Below are 19,849 nucleotides of genomic sequence, written 5' to 3'. Positions count from 1 at the left end.
CTGGGCGGCAGTTGAAAATCGAATGGCGGGGCGATGAGCGGGGACGGTGCGCCGCTGCAAGAGAAACGAAAGCGCGCAAGCCCGCTGGACGGGGCGCGCTTTGCTCAGACGTGAATGGCGCGCGTAAGCAAGCTGACGAAACGGCGACGCGTGATGCGCCTATGCGGTTTTCCCGGATAACCCGTGCATCGGCCGCCGCAGCGCGGCGTCGAACGGGTTGGTGCGTGGCCCGATCGCATCGGCCTGGCGCCGCAGCAGCTCGACGACCATCGGCATCCGGTCGTCGCCGAGGCGCGACGCGAGCGTGCCGACACTCAGCGCGGCGACCGGATACCCGGTGCGATCGAGGATCGGCACGGCGACGCCGGCCATCCCGTCGAGCACGCCGCTGTTGCGGCCCGCGTAGCCGAGCTGCCGCACGCGTTCGATCTCGGTGCGCAGGTACACCTCGTCGAGCACGCCATAGCCGCGAATGCGCGGCACGTTGAAGCGGATCACTTCCTCGCGTTCCGCTTCGGGCAGGAACGCGAGGATCGCGAGACTGCCCTGCCCGACGCCGAGCGCGATGCGCCCGCCGATGTCGCCGGTGAACGAGCGGATCGGGAACGGCCCTTCGCACAGGTCGAGACACACCGCGTCGAAGCCGCTCTTCACGAGCAGGAAGATCGTCTCGCCGAGACTCGCGCACAGCCGCAACAACGCGGGGCGGCACAGCGTGCGCATGCTGCTCGGGTTGCCGGCCTGCGCGGCGAGCGCGAAGAAGTCGACGCTCAGCCGGTACAGCTTCGATTGCTCGTCCTGCTCGACCATCCCTTCCGCGATCAGCGATTGCAGGATCCGGTGCGCGGTGCCCTGCGTGAGGCCGACAGCCTTCGCGAGATGCGTGACGCGCACGCCGTCCTGCTGCATGCCTGCCAGCGCGCGCAGGATCGCGAACGCACGCTGCAGCATGCCGGTGCCCGGCGCGCCGGCCGGATCGGCGGCGTCCTCGTCCGGGTGCGCCGCGCGGGCGGCCGGCGACGTTCCGGGCGAATGGGGTTCCTGCATGCCGGCTCTCCTCGATGATTTCAATGAACGGAATACGGTAGCCGCCATTGTCGTCCGGCTGAAATTCCGCGGGCATCCGGGTGTGCACGGGATTGACGCGTGCATTTCGCGGCCTGGTCGCCCATCATCCAGCGGAACGATTTGCATGTCGCGCCACGATCCATTCCGTTCACCGGAATTTTTTCTAAATTCATCCCGTTCAGCAGAATTCGAAATTGACGCTCCGAAATATGGCTGGCTAGAGTCCGCGTCATTGGCATACCGGCCACGCGGTGTGCGAACCCGGAGCTTCCCATGTCGTTTCTCACGCTTACGGATCTGACGAAAACCTTCGGCGACCTCACCGCCGTCGCCGACGTCAACCTGTCGGTCGAACAAGGCGAATTCGTGTCGCTGCTCGGGCCGTCGGGCTGCGGCAAGACCACCACGCTGCAGATGATCGCCGGCTTCGTCGACGTCACGCACGGGCGCATCGCGCTCGACGGGCAGGACATCACGCACCTGAAGCCGAACCGGCGCGGGCTCGGCATCGTGTTCCAGAGCTATGCGCTGTTTCCGCACATGAGCGTCGCGGAAAACGTCGGCTTCGGCCTCGACATGCGCGGCGTCGACAAGGCCGAGCGCACGGAGCGCATCCGCGCCGCGCTCGCGCTCGTGCGCCTCGATACCCTCGCGCACCGCTTTCCGCGCGAGCTGTCGGGCGGCCAGCGGCAGCGTGTCGCGATCGCGCGTGCGGTCGTGATCGAGCCGCCGGTGCTGCTGCTCGACGAACCGATGTCGAACCTCGACGCGAAGCTGCGCGAGGACATGCAGTTCGAGCTGCGCGCCATCCAGCGCAAGATCGGCACGACGACGATCATGGTCACGCACGATCAGTCGGAAGCGTTGTCGATCAGCGACCGCGTGGTCGTGATGGAAGCAGGCCGCATCACGCAGACCGACACGCCGTACCGTGCATACGAGCGCCCGGAAAACCGCTTCGTGTCGCAGTTCATCGGCAAGGCGAACCTGCTGCCCGGCACGATCGTCGCGCACGACGGCGACGCGATCCGCATCGACCTCGGGCACGACCTCACCGAGACGGGACACACCGCGCTTCTGCCGCCGCGCGAGCGCGACATGGGCGTCGGCGATGCCGTGTCGGTCTGCATCCGCCCGGAAAAGCTGCGGCTGTGCGCGCCCGATGCCGGCCGCTTCGCCGCGACCGTCACGAGCCGCTTCTTTCTCGGCAGCCAGTGGCTGTACCGCGTCGACAGCGCGCTCGGCGAAGTGCTCGTGTGCTGCCAGAACGAAGGCGCGGAACCGCTCGCGGAAGGCGCACCGGTCGGCATCGACTGGCATAGCGACGCGGTGCGCGTGATGCGCCGGGAGGCCTGAATGGGACAGCCCACCCGCCCGCTGACCACCGACGACGTGCCGGCCGGCCTCGCGCAGCCCGACACGCCGACACGCACCGTCGCCGTCCGGCGCACACCACGCGCGACCTGGCGCGCGCATGCGCCGCTGTGGCTGATGTGCGCACCCGCCTTCGCGCTGTTCGCCGCGCTCGTGCTCGTGCCGCTCGCGATGACGTTCGTGCTGACGTTCTACCGCTTCGACCCGGCGACGGGCGCGATCGCCGCGTTCCAGTTCGGCAACTACGCGGAAGTGCTCGGCTCGTCGTACTTCCACACGATCTTCCTGCGCACGTTCGGGATCGCCGCACTCACGACCGCGATCTGCGTCGCGATCGGCACGCCGGAAGCGTACGTGCTGTCGAAAATGCGCGACCCGTGGCGCTCGCTGTTCCTGCTCGCGATCCTCGCGCCGCTGCTCGTGTCGGTCGTCGTGCGCGCGTTCGGCTGGAGCATGCTGCTGAACACGAGCGGGCTCGTGAACCAGGCGCTCGGTCTCGCGGGCCTCGGGCCGTACAAGCTCGAATACACGACCTTCGCGATCGTGATCGCACTGGTGCACGTGATGCTGCCGTTCATGGTGATTCCGGTGTGGACCGCGCTGCAACGGCTCGATCCGCAGACCGAGCACGCGGCGCTGTCGCTCGGGGCGTCGCCGTTCACGACGCTGCGCCGCATCGTGCTGCCGCAGCTGATGCCGGGCGTGCTGTCGGGCAGCCTGATGGTGTTCGGGCTGTCGGCAAGCGCGTTCGCGATTCCCGGCCTGCTCGGCGGACGCCGGCTGAAGGTCGCGGCCACGGCCGTCTACGACGAATTCCTCGGCTCGCTGAACTGGCCGCTCGGCGCGACGATCGCGGTGCTGCTGCTCGCCGCGAACCTCGTCGTGATGCTCACCTACTACCGCGTGCTCGAACGCCGCTACGCGCGCAGCCTCGGAGGCGCATCCCGATGAGAAAGAACGGCCCCTTCGCCCTCGCGTTCCACACGCTCGTGATCGTGTTCGTGCTCGCGCCGCTCGCGATCGTCGTGCTGGTCGCGTTCACGCCGGACGAAACGCTGACGCTGCCGACCCACGGGCTGTCGCTGCGCTGGTTCCGCGCGATCGTCGACTACCCGGACTTCGTCACCGCGTTCCTCAACAGCCTGAAGCTCGCCTTCGCATCGGCGACGCTGTCGCTCGCGATCGCGCTGCCGGCGGGCCTCGCGATCGGCCGCGCGACGTTTCCGGGCCGCGCGTTCCTGAACGGGCTGCTGCTGTCGCCGCTGGTGATCCCCGGCCTCGTGCTCGGCATCGCGTTGCTGCGCTTCTTCGCGCTGATCGGCGCGACCGGCTCGTTCGCGTGGCTCGTGCTCGCGCACATGATCGTCATCACGCCGTTCGTGATGCGGCTCGTGCTCGCGTCCGTCGCCGGACTCGACCGCAGCATCGAGCAGGCCGCGTGCTCGCTCGGCGCGGACCCGTGGACGACCTTCCGCCGCATCACGCTGCCGATGATCGTGCCCGGCATCACCGGCGGGTGGCTGCTCGCGTTCATCAACAGCTTCGACGAGCTGACGATGTCGATCTTCGTCACGTCACCGCAGACGGTCACGCTGCCGGTGCGCATGTACATGTACGCGACCGAGTCGATCGACCCGATGATGGCGTCGGTGTCGGCGCTCGTCATCTTCATCACTGCCGGCGCGATGCTGCTGCTCGATCGCGCGTACGGCCTGAACCGCATCCTGATCGGCCAACACTGACGATGACTTCCGTTTCCCGTTCCTCCGACATCGCCGACGACGGCCCGCAATTCGTGCGCGTCGCCGAACGCGAGCGCGCCGTCATCGCGTTCACGCTCGACGGCCGCCCCGCGCACGCGCTTGCCGGTGACACCGTGCTCACCGCGATCCTCGTCGCTCAGCGCCGCGTGCGCGTGAGCGAATTCAGCGGCCTGCCGCGCGCGGGCTTCTGCCTGATCGGTGCGTGCCAGGACTGCTGGGTGCGCACCGAGGCAGGCGCACGCGTGCGCGCGTGCTCGACGCCGATCGCCGACGGCATGCGGATTGTCACTGGCGCGCAGCCCGTGGCAACCGGAGACATGCGATGAACGATGCACTGCAACCGGTGATCGTCGGCGCGGGCCCGGCCGGGGTGCGCGCGGCCGAGGCGCTGGTCGACGCGGGGCTGCGCCCCGTCGTGCTCGACGAGAACGCGCGCTGGGGCGGGCAGATCTACCGGCAACCGCCGGCGGATGGTGCTTTCGCGCGCGGCAAGCGCACGCTGTATGGGTTCGAGGCCGCCAAGGCCGACGCCGTGCACCGGACCATGGCCGCGCTGCTGCCGCACGTCGACTACCGGCCGGACACGCTCGCGTGGGCATGTGGCGCGGGCCGCGTCGATACGCTGCAGGGCGGCCACGAAGTGGCCGTGCCGTATTCGCACCTGATCGTCGCAAGCGGCGCGACCGACCGGATGCTGCCGGTGCCGGGCTGGACCCTCGCGGGCGTCTATACGCTCGGCGGCGCGCAGGTCGCGCTGAAGGCGCAAGGCTGCGCGATCGGCCGACGCATCGTGTTCGCCGGCACGGGGCCGCTGCTGTATCTCGTCGCGTACCAGTATGCGAAGGCCGGCGCGCACGTCGCGGCCGTGCTCGACACGAGCCCGCTGCGACGCCAGGCTGCCGCCGCGCCCGCGCTGCTGCGCATGCCTTCCACCTTCGCGAAGGGGCTGTATTACATCGGCTGGCTGCGCGCGCACGGCGTCGCGGTCGAAACGGGCGTCACGCTCGAGCGCGTGCTCGGCGAACGGCATGTGACGGGGCTCGCGTGGCGCGCGGCCGGCGCCGATACACCGCCGCGCGTGCTCGACTGCGATGCGCTCGGCCTCGGCTTCGGCCTGCGTTCGGAAACGCAGCTCGCCGATCTTGCCGGCTGCCGGTTCGGTTTCGACCCGGTCAATCGTGCATGGCTGCCCGAGCGCGACGCGGCCGGCCGCACGTCGGTGCGCGGGATTTACGTCGCGGGCGACGGCGCAGGCATCGCGGGTGCCGACGCGGCCGAAGCGGCGGGCCGGCGCGCGGCGCTCGCGTTGCTCGACGACGCGGGCATGGCGCCGCCCTCGCCGTCCGGCAAGCCCGATGCGGCGACGCTCGAACGCACGCTCGCGCGCATCGGCGCCTTCCGCACGGGCCTCGAAGCGGCGTTCGCGCCGCCCGTCGAGCAGGCCGCACGCTGCGCCGACGATACGATCGTGTGCCGCTGCGAGGAGATCGACGCGGGCGCGCTGCGCCGCTGCATCCGTGACGGCGCAGCGACCGAGCTGAACCGGCTGAAAGCGCTGACGCGGGTCGGGATGGGCCGCTGCCAGGGCCGCATGTGCGGCGACGCGGCCGCGCTCGTGCTGGCCGCGGAAACCGACCGCCCGCTGGCCGACATCGGCCGGTTGCGCGCGCAACCGCCCGTGAAGCCGTTCCCCATCTCGGCCGCGCTAGGCGGCGACGACGTCGCGGCAATTCCCGACGAGGCGCGCGATGAGTGAGATCCGGCATTACGACGTCGCGATCGTCGGCGGCGGCCTCGTCGGCGCGTCGGCCGCGCTGGCGCTGACACGGCGGGGCCTGCGCGTCGGGCTGTTCGAGCGGCGCGACTGCGGCGCGCAGGCGAGTGGCGTGAACTACGGCGGCGTGCGCTGCCAGGGCCGCCCGGCCGAGCAACTGCCGCTCGCGCTGCGCGCGCGGCGCATCTGGGATCGCCTGCCCGAACTGATCGGCATCGACGGCGAATTCGTCGTATCGGGCCATTTGCGGCTCGCGCGCAGCGACGCCGATCTCGACGCGCTCGACGCGTATGCGACGCTCGCCGGCGAGCACGGCCTGCCGCTGCAGGTGATGCGCGGCGACGCGTTCCGCCGCCGCTATCCGTGGCTCGGCCGCGCGGCGCTCGGCGGTTCGCTGTGCGCGACCGACGGCCACGCGAACCCGCGCCTCGTGTCGCCCGCGTTCGCGCGCGCGGCCCGCGCGGCGGGCGCCGACGTGTTCGAGCACACGCCGGTCGGCGACGTTTACCACGACGGCGCGCGCTTCCACTTTCAAGCGGGCGGCCGCGCGTGCAGCGCGACGTGGCTGATCAATTCGGCCGGCGCGTGGGCGAACACGATCGCCGAGCGCTTCGGCGAAGCCGTGCCGATGGAGCCGATCTACCCGAACATGTGGGTGACCGAACCGCTCCCGCCGTTCATCACGCACAACCTCGGCGTCTATGGCGGCGGCGTGTATGCGCGGCAGGTCGCGCGCGGCAATTGCGTGATCGGCGGCGGGCGCGGCCGCGGCGACGGCGAGTTCGGCCAGCCGTCGGTCGATACGACGCGCGCGGCGATGCGCGACGCCTGTGCGCTGCTGCCCGCGCTGCGCGACGCGCTGCTGATCCGCACGTGGAGCGGCGTCGAAGGCTGCACGCCCGACCACAACCCGATCATCGGCGCGAGCCGCACGACGCCGAATCTGCTGCATGCGTTCGGTTTTTCCGGCGGCGGCTTCCTGCTCGCGCCGGGTGTCGGCGACGTGCTCGCCGATCTCGTCACGACCGGCGAAACTGCCACGCCGCTCGACGCGTTCTCGATCGGCCGTTTCGCCCAGCAAGCCGCGCCGACCACCCTTTTCCCCCAAGAGGAGACCCACAAGTGAAACTGCTCGGAACGATTGCGGCCGCCGCCGCTCTCTGCGTCGCGGGCGTGAGCGCGCCCGCGTTCGCGCAAACGAAGACGATCTACGTCGGCATGAACGGCGGCCCGATGGAGAAGGCCTATACGAGCCAGGTGCTGCCCGAGTTCGAGAAGGCGAACAACGTGAAGGTCGTCGTCGTGCCCGGCACGTCGTCGGACGTGCTCGCGAAGCTGCTCGCGAACCGCAACAAGCCGCAGATCCACGTCGCGTTCCTCGACGACGGCGTGATGGCGCGCGCGGTCAGCCTCGGCGTGTGCCAGAAGCTCGACGACTCGCCGGTGCTGAAGGAGCTGTATCCGTTCGCGCGAATGAAGGACGACGTCGGCGCAGGCGTGCAGCTCGGGATGACCGGCATCGCGTACAACAAGAAGCTGTTCGCGGAAAAGGGCTGGGCGCCGCCGACGTCGTGGATGGATTTCGCGGATCCGAAATACAAGGGCAAGGTCGTGTTCCAGTCGGCGTCGAGCAGCACGTTCGGGCTGCACGGCTTCCTCGCGATCAACCGGCTGCTCGGCGGCAGCGAGCAGAACGTCGAGCCAGGCTTCAGCAAGTGGGCGAGCACGGTCGGGCCGAACGTCGTCGAGTACATCCCGAACTCGGCGAAGATCTCCGAGATGGTGCAGACCGGCGAGGCCGGCCTGTTCCCGCTCACGCCGACCGGCGTCGGCGACCTGCAGGACAAGGGCATCCCGGTTGCGTACGCGAACCCGAAGGAAGGCCCCGTGCTGCTGCTCGTCGACCTGTGCGTGGTCGCGAACAACCCCGATCCGCAGCTGGCGCAGAAGCTCGCGCAGTTCCTGCTGTCCGCGCCCGCGCAGACGAAGGCCGCCGAGGCCGGCAAGCAGATCCCGACCAACCGCGTCGCGAAGATGCCCGCCGCGATGCAGCAGAGCCTCGGCAACGTCGACGACCTGGTGCGCAAGGTAACGGTCGTCGACTGGACCGCAATCAACGCGCGCCGCGCGCAGTGGGATACGCGCTGGAACCGGCAGATCGAGCGGTAGGCCTGCGACGCGCGTCACAACGGCTGGCTGTCGATCCGCAGCAGGTTCACGACCGACACGACGCCGTCGACGCCCCGCGCCGCCTCGGCCGCGAGCGCCACCTGGCCCGTGTCGGACACCGACCCGGCAAGCGTCACGACACCGTCGCGCACGCGTACCAGCACGCGCGTCGCATTCAGCCCCTGCGTGCGGGCCAGCGCCGCGCTCACGCGCCGCATCAGCTTGCGGTCGGCCGCCTTGCGCTGCCTGACGACCGATGCCGCCGCCGGCGCGGCAGCGACAACCGGCGCGGATGAAGGCGCGACTGTCGCGTCCGATTGCGCCAGCGCCGGCGTCAGTGCGGTACAGCACGTTGCGATCGCCAGCACGATGCGAGAAACGGACTTCATCAGGATTTTCATGAGGATTCCTCTTTTCGTATAATGAGAAAAACGCCGCGTTCAGAAGCGCGTCATCATCCCGAGCGTCGCGCCGGTCGTCGCACTCGCGCCCGGTCGCAAACCCAAAGCGGCACGCGTCACGGGGTCGCGCATATAGGCGCCCGTCATGCCGTTGCGATCGAGTTCGACGTACAGTTCGGTGCGCTTCGACAGGAAGTACTCGGCAACCGCGTAGACCGTCAGCTTGTTGCCGTCGGCACCCGGGACGTTGCCGATGCGGCGCGCGATGTCGTAGAAGCCCGCTGCGGAAAACTGCAACCGCGGCGTCGCCTGCACGAGCAGCGCGAGCGACGGAATATCGTCGTGTCGCGTCGGCGCGCCGGCGCGTTGTGCGGTCACGGCCAGCGACGCGTAGCTGGCATACAGGCGCGCGGGCCCGAACTGCAATGTGCCGCCCGTCTGGATCGTCTGCGCGGATTGCGTGCCGTCGGCGCTGTACGTCTTCGAATAGGACGCGCCACCCATCACGTTCGCGAACGAATACATTGCCGCCGCCGAGAAATTCGTCCCGGCGCGCGTGTTGCCCGCGACCCCACCCGGCGAATAGCTCGCGCCGAACCTCAGGCCGCCCGCCTGGCCGAGATACTTGATCGTGTTGTTGAAGCGCGAATCGAGCGTGAAGAAGTTGCCCGCGAACTGCACGCCCGGCTCGACCGCCAGCGATTGCCCGCGCCCGCCGAGCGGATCGAGTGCGATGCCGAGATCCTCGGCCGCATTGAACTGGCGGCCGAACGTGAATCGCCCGAACGCGCCCGACACGCCGACATACGCGGCCTGCGAGAACAGCGTGCCCGGCGTCTTCAACGCGCCTGTACCGGTGTTGTACGCGCCGTCGAGGACGAACAGCGCGGTCGTGCCGCCGCCCAGGTCCTCCTTGCCGCGAATCCCGAACTCGTTGCCGGCGATGATGTTGGTGCCATTGAAGCCCACCTGGCTGCCGCCCTGTTGCCCGTTGACCCATCGCACGCCGCCGCCGACCTGGCCGAACAGCGTCACGCTCGACTGCGCGTGCGCGCTTCCCCACAGCGTGCCGATCAGCGCCGCCGCGATCATCTTCTTCATGTCTCCTCCTGCCGCGTCGTCGCGCGGCGTTTCGTGGTACTGCTCCCGTCGAAAGGCGCCGCGGCCCGGCTGGCGGGCCGTACGCCGAATGCGATGCAATGCGATGTGCGCGGCACGCGCTAGCGGCCGCACGCGCCGACCGTCGGCGCGGCACGCTCCGTGTCGCCCGCGAGGCGCCGCAGCGAACGCTGCGGATCGAGGCACCAGGCGCCGAGCACGCCGCACGCGATCAACACGACGCCGCACACGACGCCCGCCTGTTCGAAACCGCGCGCGACCGACGCGCCGCTCGCCTCGATCAGCATCCCGGTAACGACCGGCGCGCCGAGGCCCGCGAGCGACGCGAAGCCGTTGCTGAGCGCGAGCACGCCGCCGCGCTGCGCGTCGGGCGTCACCTCGGCGAGCATCGCGGGGCCGATCGAGTACATCGTCAGCGTCAGGCCGCTGCCGAGCGTCAGCAGCACGAGCTTCGCGGCGCGCGGCAGCTCCGGCACCGGCAGCATGGCGAGCATCGCGCCGGCAATGGCGAGCGTGACGGCGATGAACGTGCCGCGCCCGTGGCGCGACGGCATGCCGCGTGCAAGCAAGGTTTGCGACAGCCAGGCCAGCGCGAGACTGAGCGGCGACGTGACCGCAACGAACAGCGCGAACATGCGCCCCGCCTCGTGCGGCCCGAAGCCGAGCCCGAGCTGCAGGTAGGTCGGCATCCACGTGAGCGTCATCGCGAGAATCCAGTTCGCCGCGAAATGGCCGAGGAAGTTGCCGAGCACCGTGCGGTCGGTCAGCAGCCGCCCGTACGGCACGCGCTCGCCGCCGGCCGCACGCGGGCCGCGCGACAGCGTGCCCTCCTCGCCGAGCACCGCCCACGCGATGCACCACACGGCCCCGAGCACCGCCAGCACCGCGAAGTTCGCGCGCCAGCCCCAGTGCGACGTGACGACCGGAATCGCGAGCCCCGCGATCAGCAGGCCGAGCGCGCTGCCCTGGTGCAGCAGCGCGACCGGGAGATTGCGCCGCGTATCGGGAAACCATTTGTAGATCGCGTGCGTCGCGACCGGCGACGCGGGCCCTTCGCCGATGCCGAGCAGCACGCGGCACGCGATGACGACCCAGATCGAGCTTGCGACGAGCATCGGCAGTTGCAGCAGCGCCCATGCGGCCGCCATCGCGAACAGCAGCCATTTCGCGGGCCAGCGGTTCGCGGCGATACCGCCCGCGACCGCCGCGACCGCGAACAGCCAGTTGAGGCTGCCGCCGATCACGCCGAACTGCGTCGGGCTCAGATGCAGGTCGCGCATCATCGGCACCGACACGAGGCCGAGCACGACCTTGTCGAGAAAATTCACCAGCATCATCAGCGCGAGCATCGTCGCGATGGACCACGCCCGTCCGGGGCGGTACTGCGCACCATTCGTCATGGCTGTCTCCTGTGTATTTGTCGTCGGCGGCCGGTGGCGTCGCGCTATCCGCCGCCGTGCTCGCCGGGCGCCGGCACCCGGTCGTCACCGTCCGGCAGGCCGAGCGAGAACTTCACCGGGAAGCGCACCGCGAGCGACCGGTCGGCCGCCACCTCGCGGGCGACGCCGCGTTCGCGCACGTGCGGATCGTCGAACACCGCGCTCGCGTCGGGCACGCGCGACACTGGCAGCCCGAGCGTGCCGAGCACGCGCATCCAGTCGTCCTGCGGGCGCGTAGCGAAGGTCGCGCGCAGCAGCGCGCCCAGCGCGTGCCGATGCTGTTGCCGGCCCGCGCGCTGCGCGAAACGCGGTTCGCGCAGCGCCGGATACGCGTCGCCGAGCGCATCGGCAAACGCGGCCCAGAACTTGTCCTCGAGCGTCGCGAGCACGATGTGCCGGCCGTCGGCGGTCTCGAACAGGTCGTTGTCGGGCATCACCCAGCGCGCCGTGTCGGGCGTATCGCGGCCGGTGCGCAGCGCCCACGCGGCCGGTGCGGTCCACGCGAAGATCGCGTCGTGGATCGACACGTCGAGATGCTGGCCGCGCCCGCTCGCGCGTGCGCTCATCACGGCGACCGCCAGCGCGAGCGCGGCGTGCAACGCGGCCGCATGGTCGGCCAGCCGCACGCGCGGCCGCGAGACGGTGTCATGCAACTGCGCGGGCACCGACCAGTAACCGGCGTCGGCCAGGAAGTTCAGGTCGTGACCGGGACGGTTCGCATACGGGCCGTCCTGCCCGTAGCCGGTGATCGAGCACAGCACGACGCGCGGGTTCGCGTGCGCCAGCACGTCGTAGCCGAGCCCGAGCCGCGCCATCACGCCGGGCCGGTTGCCTTCGACCACCGCATCGGCGTCGCGCACGAGATCGAGAAAGCGTGCGCGGCCGTCGGGCGTCTTCAGGTCGAGCACGATCGAGCGCTTGCCGCGGTTGAACTGCGCGAACGTGTCGGCGCCGAACTGGCGCAACGCGTCGCCGCCCGGCGGCTCGACCTTGATCACGTCGGCGCCGAGCTGGCGCAGCAACGCGCACGCATGCGGGCCGGGCAGCAGCTGGCCGGCATCGACGATCCGCACGCCGCGCAGGCACGACCAGGCCGGTGCGTCGCCCTCATCGGCGGCGGGCCACGCGCCACGTGCGTCGTCGCGGGCCGTCATGCAGCGCCTCCCGCGCCGGCCGGCTCGAGAATCGCCTTCGCGATCGTGTTGCGCTGGATCTCGCTGGTGCCGGTCAGGATCCGGAACATCCGCAGCTTGCGGAACGTCTGCTCGACCGGGTGGCCGCGCGTGACGCCGACGTTGCCGTGGATCTGCACTGCCTTGTCCGCGACCTCGAAGCAGCGCTCCGACACGTAGAGCTTGCAGGCGGCGGCCGTCATCCGCAGGTCGGCGCCCGCATCGGCGAGCGCGGCCGTATGCGCGATCATGCTTTCGCATGCCCACAGCGCGGCGGCCATGTCGGCGAGCATGTGCTGAATCGCCTGGAACCGCGCGATCGGGCCGCCGAACTGCCGGCGCGTGCGTGCGTAATCGAGCGACGCGCGGTACGCCGACATCGCGAGGCCGAGCATCGTCGGGCAATGCAGCAGCCGGTTCACGTTGATGCGCGACATGCCGAGCCGGAAGCCGTTACCGAGCCCGCCGAACACGTTCTCGCGCGGCACGCGCACGTCGACGAAGCGGAGGTCCGCATCGATGTGCTGGCCGGACATCGGCACGTATTCGTGCTCGACGCTCACGCCGGGCAGGTCGAGATCGACCAGCACGGCCGTGATCTGCGGCGGCGTCGCGGACGCATCGGTCACGCACATCACGATCGCGAAATCGGCGAACGGCGCGCCGCTGATGTAGTGCTTCGTGCCGTTGATCACGAGCGCATCGCCGTCCTCGACCGCCGTGGTGCGGATGCTCATCGCGTCGGAGCCCGAGTGCGGTTCGGTCAGCGCGAAGCACGTCGATTTCTCGCCGCGCATCACCGGCTTGAAATAGCGCTCGAGCTGCGCGGGCGTCGCGTACTTCAGCATGTTGCCGACGCGCGGCGGCCCGCCGAGTTCGCCGAGCACGTGCGGTGCGAGCGCCGCGCCGCTCGCGGCGAGGTCGGCCTTCAGCGCGCACACCTCGGCAATCGACAGCCCCTGCCCGCCGATCTCGACGGGCAAGCTCGCCGTGTAGAAGCCGAGCGCGGCCGAGCGTTGCCAGACGCGGCGCAGCACGTCGCGCGGCCACACGTCTTCCGAGTCGAGCCGCAGCTCGCGCTCGATCGGGCGCAGTTCGTCGTCGACGAAGCGCAGCACGGCCGCGCGCAGCGCGACGAATTCAGGGCGTTGCAGATGATCGAACATGGCGGATTCCTTCAGTTGACGCGGCGCGCGACACCGCGCCAGTACGGCTCGCGCACGAGCTTGCGGGCGATCTTGCCGTTCGCGTTCTTCGGCAGCTCGGCGACGAAATCGATGGAGCGCGGCAGCTTGTAGTCGGCGAGCTGCGCGCGGCAGTGCGCGACCAGATCGTTCTCCTGCGCATCACGGCCGGCACGCAGCACGACCACCGCCTTCACGGCCTCGCCCCACTTGTCGTCGGGCACGCCGACCACGCACGCCTCGAGCACGCCTTCGTGCCGGTACAGCGCCGCTTCGACTTCGGTCGGATACACGTTGAAGCCGCCCGAGATGATCATGTCGTGCTTGCGGTCGACCAGATAGATGAAGCCGTCGCGATCGGTACGCGCGAGGTCGCCCGTGTGCAGCCAGCCGTCGACCAGCACCTCGCGCGTCAGCTCCGGCGCATTCCAGTAGCCCTGGAACACGTCCGCGCCGCGAATCACGATCTCGCCGATCGCGTCGCCTTCGACTTCGCGCCCGTCGACATCGACCACCCGCACCTCGGTTTCGCCGAGTGGCCGGCCGCACGACGCGAGCCGCTCGCGGTCGTGCAGCAGCGCGTGCGCGTGGTCGGCGATGCCGAGCCGCGTGACGCCCGACGTCGATTCGCTCGCGCCATAGCCTTGCGACAGCACGGGGCCGATGCGCGCCCATGCTTCCTCGATGCGCGCCGGCGCCATCGGCGCCGCGCCGTAGCCGAGCACCTTCAGGCTGCGCAGGTCGGCCTGCGCGAGCTCGGGCGCGTTCAGCAGCATGTTGACCATCGCCGGCACCATGAACGTGTGCGTGATGCGCTGGCGCGCGACCTCGGCGAGGAAATGCGCGGGCTCGAACGCGTCGAACAGCACGAGCGTCGCGCCGCAGAACAGGTACGGCTGCATCAGCATCCCGGACGCATGCGTGATCGGGCCGATCAGCGCGAGCCGGTCGCCAGGCTGCGCGGGGCGATCCATCCCCAGCACGATCTTGCGCAGCGACGCGAGCCGGTTGCCGTAGCTCTGCATCGCGGCCTTGATGCGCCCCGTCGAGCCGGACGAGAAATGCAGCACGGCGAGGTCGTCCGGCGCCGGCTGATAGTCGGGCGGCGTATCGCCGCCCTTCGCGACCAGCGTGTCGTAGTCGAGATAGCCGGTCGTCGCACCGCCGATCGACACGAACCGCTCGACCGACGCAAAGCCCGGCGAATCGGGCGTGTAATCCGTGTAGCCGCGCCCGCCGATGAACGCGGCGGGTGCGCAGTTGCCGACGACGTCGGCCGCCTCGGCCGCCGTGAAGCGCGGATTCAGCGCGGCTTTCACGAAGCCGGCCTTGTACAGCGCGCATTCGATCTCGACGAGCTCGATGCAGTTGCGCGCCTGCACGGCGATGCGGGTACCGGGCGCGAAGCCGAGGCCGCGCAGCGCGTTCGCGAGCCGGGTCGAGCGCTCGTCGAGCTGGCGATACGTGACGGCACGGTCGCGGTGGATCACGGCGGGCTGGCTGCCCCAGTAACGGGCCGCGCGCCGCAGGAAGTAGGCGAAGCTCAAAACGATTCTCCTGGTCGAACAGTGCCGCCAGTCTGTAAGATGCCCAGGCATCACCACAATGCATCACCGGATATAAAGTCATAACCGTCAGGAATCCCCCGATGGACACGCGCGATCTGGAGTACCTGCTGGCCGTCGAGCGGCACGGCAGCATCGGCAAGGCCGCCGAGGCGCTGGGGCTGTCGCAGCCGGCGCTCACGAAAGCCGTGCAGCGGCTGGAGGGGCAAGTCGGCGTGACGCTGTTCGAGCGCACCGCGAACGGGATGACGCCGACACCGGCCGGCGCACGCTTCGTCGCGCGCGCGCAGCGGATCGCACTCGAGTTCGACGACGCGATGCAGGAGATGCGCGCGATCCGCGGTGGCGAACAGGGCGTGGTGCGGATCGGCTACTCGCCGACCGTGCCCAATGCGTTCGTGCTCGGTGCGTGCCGGCAACTGATCCGCGAACGGCCGGCCGCGCGGCTGCGGCTGCGCTGCCGGCTCGCGCGCGAACTGCTCGACCTGCTCGCGGCCGGCGAGCTCGATCTCGTCGTCGCGCCCGAACCGCAGCAGCCGGACGCCGGCCTCGACACCATCGCGCTGTTCGACGACCGGCTGGCGGTGCTCGCCGACACCGCGCACCCGCTGCAGCGCAAGCGCGGGCTCACGCTCGCGGATCTCGCCGACCAAGAATGGCTGCTGCCGGAAGCGACGATTCCCGTGCGGCACCGAATCGACGACGCGTTCCGCGCACGCGGCCTGCCCGCGCCGCGCCTGCGCATCGAGACCGATTTCGGCAATACGTCGCTGCTGCAGCTGTTGCGCGGCACGCCGCTGCTATGCGTCGGCGGCGCGGATGCGCTCGACCAGGTGACCGGGTTGCGCGCGCTCGACCTGCGGGCCGGCGAGCTCGACCTGGACCGCCGCATCGGCGCGATGCACCGGGCAGGCGCGTACGTGCCGCCGCTGGCGCAGCGGATGATCGCGCTGCTGCGGGAAAGCGTGGGGTAGGCGCGGGGAAGCGCCGCGACCATCATCAGCGGGAGTGATGACCCTCCCCTTTTTCTGCGGATTTGACCGGGGGCACGGTGCCGACAACACTAGCCCGCAGTGCTGCTCAGACGGCACGCGCCCGCCTCCCCTTCAGAGTCCGCCATGGTCCCGACCGACATCATGCAATCCCCGAGCGCCGCCCGGCCGCTCGCCGACCGGCAGCTGCGCCGAATCGTCATCGCCTCCGTCGCCGGCAACGCGATGGAGTGGTACGACTTTTTCGTGTACGGCACGGCCGCGGCGCTCGTGTTCGGCCATGTGTTCTTCCCGCCCGGCGCATCGGCGCTCACGGGCAGCCTCGCCGCGTTCGCGGCCTTCGCGCTGGGCTTCGTCGCGCGGCCGCTCGGCGGGATCGTGTTCGGCCACGTCGGCGATCGCTACGGGCGCAAGGCGTCGCTCGTGTGGACGCTGCTGATCATGGGCGCGTCGACCTTCGCGATCGGCCTGCTGCCGACCTATGCGCAGATCGGCGTGTGGGCGCCCGCCGCGCTCGTCGTGCTGCGCCTGCTGCAAGGCATCGCGTCCGGCGGCGAATGGGGCGGCGGCGTGCTGATGATCAGTGAGAACGCGCCGCCGGAACAGCGCGGCTACTACGCCGCATGGAGCCAGCTCGGCGTGGGCGGCGGGTTCGTGCTGTCGTCGGCCGCGTTTCTCGCCGCGCAGGCGCTGCCGGACGACGCGTTCCGCACGTGGGGCTGGCGGCTGCCGTTCCTCGCGAGCGTCGTGATCTTCGCGATCGGCATCTATATCCGCCGCCATCTGCCGGAAAGCCGCGACTTCGAGCAGGCCGGCAAGCGCGGCGCGCACACGCACCTGCCGATCGTCGAATGCATTCGTCGCCATCCGAAGGAAATCCTGCTCGCGATGGGGCTGCGCGTGGCCGAGAACGGCGGCGCTTATATCTTCCTCGCGTTCTCGCTCGTCTACGGCAAATACGTCGGCATCCCGAACGGCGTGATGCTGACCGGCGTGATGATCGCGATGATTGTCGAGATGGGCGCGATGCTCGCGTGGGGCAAGCTGTCCGACCGGATCGGCCGCAAGCCCGTGTACCTGATCGGCGCGCTGAGCCTCGTCGCGTGCGCGTTCCCGTTCTTCTGGCTGCTCGACACGCGCGTGACGCCGCTCGTGTGGCTCGCGCTCACGGTCGGCACCGCCGTGAGTCACGGCGCGATGATCGGCACGCTGCCCGCGCTCGTCGGCGAGCTGTTCAGCACCGAGGTCCGTTACTCGGGCGTCGCGCTCGGGCATGAAGTCGCATCGATCTTCGCGGGCGGGATGTCGCCGCTGATCGCGACCGCGCTGCTCGCGCGCTATCACGCGTCGTGGCCCGTCTCGCTGTTCCTCGTTGCGCTCGGCCTCGTGACCGTCGCGACGCTGTGCGTGATGCGCGAGACGCGCGTCGCGCCCGACGCCGGCACGCGCGGCGATACGGCATGAGCATGCGGCACATGCCGGCCGCATCCGCATCCGTGCCCGTGCGCTTGCCGGCGGGTGTCGGACACACCGGCTCGCGGTGCCACGTGCGCGCTTTCGTGGCACCGCGAGCGCGCGCGACATCGACGTCCGGGCTACGCGTCCTGCCTGCTTCGCCCGCCGTCGAACACCGGCGCCAATCCCAGATGATCGAGCAACCGCGCGAATTCACCGAGCCGCTGCCGCATGTACGCGGGCACGTCCACGTCCGCATAGTCGTGGAAGCCGGCCCCCGTGCGCACGCCATCGCGCCCGGCTTCCATGTTGCGCACGACGCTCGCGGCCGGCGCGAAGCGCGGGCCGATCTCGCCGGCCAGATACTTCGACGCGTAGTACAGGATGTCGCAGCCGCCCCAGTCGATGAATTCGAGCAGCCCGAGCACCGCGAAGCGCGGGCCGAAGCCGGTGCGGATGGCCGTGTCGATATCCTCCGCGCTTGCGACGCCCTCCTCGACCATCCGCGCGGCCTCGTTCATCGCGAGCGCCTGGATGCGCGGCACGATGTAGCCGGGCGCCGGCCCGCAGATCACCGGCTTCTTGCCGACGCGTTCGAGCAGCGCGGCCAGCGCGTCGACCACCGACTGGGCAGTTGTGTCGCTGCGGCTGATCTCGACGAGCGGCATCAGCAATGCAGGATTCAGCCAGTGCGCGTTCAGCATCCGTTCGGGGTGCACGACATGGCGCTGCAATTCCGTGACGACGAACGTCGACGTGGTCGACGCAATCGTTGCGCGCGCATCGACATGCTCGCCAAGCCAGCGCAGCGCGTCGGCCTTCGCGTCGAGCACTTCGGGCAGCGCCTCGAACACGACCTCTGCATCGCGCACCGCATCGGCCGCGCCATCCCGAGAAACGATCTCGATGCGCGAGACGACCGCATCGGCCTGCGCGGCATCGATGCGGCCGAGCGCAACCTGCGCCTGCAGCGGCCTGGCGATCTCGTCGCGCGTGCGATCGTCGAAGGCGCGTTGGCCAGCCGCATCGCGTCGCTTGAAGTCGATCAGCGTCACGTCGATTCCGGCAAAGGCAAACACGAGCGCGATTCCCTGCCCCATGCGCCCCGCGCCGAGCACGTGTACATGCGTCACATCGGCGGCCGCGCTCATGCTGATACTCCCGCGACTCCGTTGTCGAGCAGCGCACGCATCGCGTCCTTCGACAGCGCCGCGATCCCGAGCCGCTCCAGCGTGCGCCCTTCCGCATACAGGTCGCGTACGGCAACCGCGCTCGCGATGCTCAGCAGCCCCTGCGCGACCGGCGTCGGCACGCCGGCCCAGCGCCCGCACGACACGATGAACGACAGCCCGAGCCGGGTGTCCTCGAGCATGTAGCGATGGGCACGCAGATCGATCTTCTCGCGCCAGTCGCCGCTATCGGTCAGCTTGCCGTGCGCGCCGCGCCCGTACATCCATTCGTCGCCATCGGCCGCGTAGTGATCCGCGAGCGGGAAATGCGGCGCGCGGTAGCCGAGCGCTTCGCGCACCGCGATGCGTTCGGCATCCAGCGCGTTCGTCACGCGGCGGATCGACGGCTGCGTGCCTTCGTTGTGGATGTCCCATGCGTCGAAGTGTTCGAGCGGCCCGGCGTTCATCAGGATCAGCGGCGGATGGATCACGGGCCCCGCGTTCATCAGCGCGCCGGACAACGCATCCTCGACCGGCTCGACCGACGGATAGCCCGCGCGCAACACGTCGAACGCCCAGCCGGCCGCATTCGCCGGCAACACACCGGTCGGCAAGCGCGTCGCGTACGCGCTGATCACGACGTCGTTGTCGCCATGCTTGCGCACCAGATACGGCAGCGTGCCCGTCTCGGCGAACGCGACGCGCGAACGGTTGCCGGCATCGGCCGTCGCCTGCGCGAACACGACGCTGCCGAACGTGCCGGGCGGCAGGAACACGACCTGGCCGTCCTCCAGCAACGGCGCGACCTGCGCGGCGAGCGCGTCGTGCGACGTAGCCGGCAGCGGCACCACGACGAGTTGCGCACCGCGCAGCGCGGCCGCGAGCTCGCTGGTCAGGCGGATCGCACCCGGCGCCTCGCCGAGCGGTACCGCGCGCGTGCCGCGATAGTCGGTCACGCTCAGTACGCCGAGCTCGCGCAGCCGTGCATGCGGCTCGCGGTCGCGCCGCCACCACGTCACGTCATGGCCTTTCTCGAGCAGGTCGATCGCCGCCGCGTGGCAGCCGTGGCCGCCGCCCAGAACACATACCTTCATCGTCTTCTCCCGGTGATTGAGTGTTTCCGAGACTACGCGGGCGCTTTCACCGCGTCGCTTCAGAACGCGCAACGGCACGCCCGTTCGCGCAACGCAATCACGGCGATCCGC

Annotated in this window: 18 protein-coding genes; 9 read left to right on the top strand and 9 right to left on the bottom strand. The window is 70.0% G+C overall.

Going from position 1 to position 19,849, the window contains the following annotated elements:
- Window positions 1-159: 159 nt before the first annotated feature.
- Entirely contained in the window at window positions 160-1,047 is an 888-nt protein-coding gene (locus LGM89_RS07410) for an IclR family transcriptional regulator (protein WP_089497590.1), read from the bottom strand.
- Between the two features lie 294 nt (window positions 1,048-1,341).
- Between LGM89_RS07410 and LGM89_RS07405 the strand changes: the two genes are divergently transcribed.
- The 7 genes from LGM89_RS07405 to LGM89_RS07375 are packed head-to-tail and all read left to right on the top strand — an operon-like array spanning window position 1,342 to window position 8,148.
- The gene (locus tag LGM89_RS07405) at window positions 1,342-2,424 is read left to right on the top strand and encodes an ABC transporter ATP-binding protein (RefSeq protein ID WP_089497591.1); all 1,083 of its coding nucleotides are present in this window, start codon (window positions 1,342-1,344) and stop codon (window positions 2,422-2,424) included.
- Window positions 2,425-3,393: an ABC transporter permease gene (locus LGM89_RS07400; RefSeq protein WP_089497592.1), complete on the top strand. Its 969-nt coding sequence runs from the start codon at window positions 2,425-2,427 to the stop codon at window positions 3,391-3,393.
- A complete protein-coding gene (locus tag LGM89_RS07395) occupies window positions 3,390-4,184 on the top strand; it encodes an ABC transporter permease (protein ID WP_226272728.1) in 795 nt (264 codons plus the stop codon). The genes LGM89_RS07400 and LGM89_RS07395 overlap by 4 nt, the downstream gene beginning before the upstream one ends.
- Before the next feature lie 2 nt (window positions 4,185-4,186).
- Window positions 4,187-4,531 carry a (2Fe-2S)-binding protein gene (locus LGM89_RS07390; protein ID WP_226205637.1) on the top strand — a complete coding sequence of 115 codons (345 nt, stop codon included), beginning with the start codon at window positions 4,187-4,189 and terminating at the stop codon, window positions 4,529-4,531.
- The gene (locus tag LGM89_RS07385; protein WP_226272727.1) at window positions 4,528-5,961 is read left to right on the top strand and encodes an NAD(P)/FAD-dependent oxidoreductase; all 1,434 of its coding nucleotides are present in this window, start codon (window positions 4,528-4,530) and stop codon (window positions 5,959-5,961) included. Before LGM89_RS07390 ends, LGM89_RS07385 begins: the two co-directional genes overlap by 4 nt.
- Entirely contained in the window at window positions 5,954-7,105 is a 1,152-nt protein-coding gene (locus tag LGM89_RS07380) for an NAD(P)/FAD-dependent oxidoreductase (protein WP_226272726.1), read from the top strand. The genes LGM89_RS07385 and LGM89_RS07380 overlap by 8 nt, the downstream gene beginning before the upstream one ends.
- The gene (locus LGM89_RS07375) at window positions 7,102-8,148 is read left to right on the top strand and encodes an ABC transporter substrate-binding protein (RefSeq protein ID WP_089497597.1); all 1,047 of its coding nucleotides are present in this window, start codon (window positions 7,102-7,104) and stop codon (window positions 8,146-8,148) included. Before LGM89_RS07380 ends, LGM89_RS07375 begins: the two co-directional genes overlap by 4 nt.
- 14 nt (window positions 8,149-8,162) lie before the next feature.
- Here the strand turns inward: LGM89_RS07375 and LGM89_RS07370 are convergent, their stop codons facing one another.
- The 6 genes from LGM89_RS07370 to LGM89_RS07345 form a co-directional block, all read right to left on the bottom strand.
- Window positions 8,163-8,549 (bottom strand): BON domain-containing protein, encoded by a 387-nt coding sequence (locus LGM89_RS07370; protein WP_226272725.1) that lies wholly within the window; start codon window positions 8,547-8,549, stop codon window positions 8,163-8,165.
- Window positions 8,550-8,588: 39 nt separating this feature from the next.
- The gene (locus LGM89_RS07365) at window positions 8,589-9,650 is read right to left on the bottom strand and encodes a porin (RefSeq protein ID WP_226205627.1); all 1,062 of its coding nucleotides are present in this window, start codon (window positions 9,648-9,650) and stop codon (window positions 8,589-8,591) included.
- 119 nt (window positions 9,651-9,769) lie between these two features.
- On the bottom strand, window positions 9,770-11,068 hold the full coding sequence (locus LGM89_RS07360) for an MFS transporter (protein WP_226272724.1): 1,299 nt from the start codon (window positions 11,066-11,068) through the stop codon (window positions 9,770-9,772).
- Between the two features lie 44 nt (window positions 11,069-11,112).
- Window positions 11,113-12,261, bottom strand: coding sequence for a CaiB/BaiF CoA transferase family protein (locus LGM89_RS07355; protein WP_226272723.1), 1,149 nt, complete (start codon window positions 12,259-12,261; stop codon window positions 11,113-11,115).
- A complete protein-coding gene (locus tag LGM89_RS07350; RefSeq protein WP_226272722.1) occupies window positions 12,258-13,445 on the bottom strand; it encodes an acyl-CoA dehydrogenase family protein in 1,188 nt (395 codons plus the stop codon). The genes LGM89_RS07355 and LGM89_RS07350 overlap by 4 nt, the downstream gene beginning before the upstream one ends.
- A gap of 11 nt (window positions 13,446-13,456) precedes the next feature.
- The gene (locus LGM89_RS07345) at window positions 13,457-15,010 is read right to left on the bottom strand and encodes an AMP-binding protein (RefSeq protein WP_226272721.1); all 1,554 of its coding nucleotides are present in this window, start codon (window positions 15,008-15,010) and stop codon (window positions 13,457-13,459) included.
- A gap of 101 nt (window positions 15,011-15,111) precedes the next feature.
- Here LGM89_RS07345 and LGM89_RS07340 point away from each other — a divergent pair, with 101 nt between their 5' ends.
- Window positions 15,112-16,002 (top strand): LysR family transcriptional regulator, encoded by an 891-nt coding sequence (locus LGM89_RS07340; protein WP_226272720.1) that lies wholly within the window; start codon window positions 15,112-15,114, stop codon window positions 16,000-16,002.
- A 144-nt stretch (window positions 16,003-16,146) separates the two neighbouring features.
- Window positions 16,147-17,484 carry an MFS transporter gene (locus tag LGM89_RS07335; RefSeq protein WP_226272719.1) on the top strand — a complete coding sequence of 446 codons (1,338 nt, stop codon included), beginning with the start codon at window positions 16,147-16,149 and terminating at the stop codon, window positions 17,482-17,484.
- Between the two features lie 131 nt (window positions 17,485-17,615).
- Here LGM89_RS07335 and LGM89_RS07330 read toward each other — a convergent pair whose 3' ends face one another.
- Window positions 17,616-18,626, bottom strand: a complete 1,011-nt coding sequence (locus LGM89_RS07330; RefSeq protein WP_226272718.1) for a 3-hydroxybutyryl-CoA dehydrogenase — start codon at window positions 18,624-18,626, stop codon at window positions 17,616-17,618.
- Window positions 18,623-19,738 carry an NAD/NADP-dependent octopine/nopaline dehydrogenase family protein gene (locus LGM89_RS07325; protein ID WP_226272717.1) on the bottom strand — a complete coding sequence of 372 codons (1,116 nt, stop codon included), beginning with the start codon at window positions 19,736-19,738 and terminating at the stop codon, window positions 18,623-18,625. The genes LGM89_RS07330 and LGM89_RS07325 overlap by 4 nt, the downstream gene beginning before the upstream one ends.
- Window positions 19,739-19,849: the final 111 nt, after the last annotated feature.

The sequence above is a fragment of the Burkholderia sp. AU31624 genome, from assembly GCF_020420065.1.
Classification (GTDB): Bacteria; Pseudomonadota; Gammaproteobacteria; order Burkholderiales; family Burkholderiaceae; genus Burkholderia.
Note: the sequence above shows the minus strand (reverse complement) of the source record. Positions and strands in the feature narration are given on the sequence as shown.

Coding starts and splice junctions, on each gene's coding strand:
- LGM89_RS07410 (WP_089497590.1), bottom strand. CDS start 1,047: ATGCAGGAACCCCATTCGCCCGGAACGTCGCCGGCCGCCCGCGCGGCG.
- LGM89_RS07405 (WP_089497591.1), top strand. CDS start 1,342: ATGTCGTTTCTCACGCTTACGGATCTGACGAAAACCTTCGGCGACCTC.
- LGM89_RS07400 (WP_089497592.1), top strand. CDS start 2,425: ATGGGACAGCCCACCCGCCCGCTGACCACCGACGACGTGCCGGCCGGC.
- LGM89_RS07395 (WP_226272728.1), top strand. CDS start 3,390: ATGAGAAAGAACGGCCCCTTCGCCCTCGCGTTCCACACGCTCGTGATC.
- LGM89_RS07390 (WP_226205637.1), top strand. CDS start 4,187: ATGACTTCCGTTTCCCGTTCCTCCGACATCGCCGACGACGGCCCGCAA.
- LGM89_RS07385 (WP_226272727.1), top strand. CDS start 4,528: ATGAACGATGCACTGCAACCGGTGATCGTCGGCGCGGGCCCGGCCGGG.
- LGM89_RS07380 (WP_226272726.1), top strand. CDS start 5,954: ATGAGTGAGATCCGGCATTACGACGTCGCGATCGTCGGCGGCGGCCTC.
- LGM89_RS07370 (WP_226272725.1), bottom strand. CDS start 8,549: ATGAAAATCCTGATGAAGTCCGTTTCTCGCATCGTGCTGGCGATCGCA.
- LGM89_RS07365 (WP_226205627.1), bottom strand. CDS start 9,650: ATGAAGAAGATGATCGCGGCGGCGCTGATCGGCACGCTGTGGGGAAGC.
- LGM89_RS07360 (WP_226272724.1), bottom strand. CDS start 11,068: ATGACGAATGGTGCGCAGTACCGCCCCGGACGGGCGTGGTCCATCGCG.
- LGM89_RS07355 (WP_226272723.1), bottom strand. CDS start 12,261: ATGACGGCCCGCGACGACGCACGTGGCGCGTGGCCCGCCGCCGATGAG.
- LGM89_RS07350 (WP_226272722.1), bottom strand. CDS start 13,445: ATGTTCGATCATCTGCAACGCCCTGAATTCGTCGCGCTGCGCGCGGCC.
- LGM89_RS07340 (WP_226272720.1), top strand. CDS start 15,112: ATGGACACGCGCGATCTGGAGTACCTGCTGGCCGTCGAGCGGCACGGC.
- LGM89_RS07335 (WP_226272719.1), top strand. CDS start 16,147: ATGGTCCCGACCGACATCATGCAATCCCCGAGCGCCGCCCGGCCGCTC.
- LGM89_RS07330 (WP_226272718.1), bottom strand. CDS start 18,626: ATGAGCGCGGCCGCCGATGTGACGCATGTACACGTGCTCGGCGCGGGG.
- LGM89_RS07325 (WP_226272717.1), bottom strand. CDS start 19,738: ATGAAGGTATGTGTTCTGGGCGGCGGCCACGGCTGCCACGCGGCGGCG.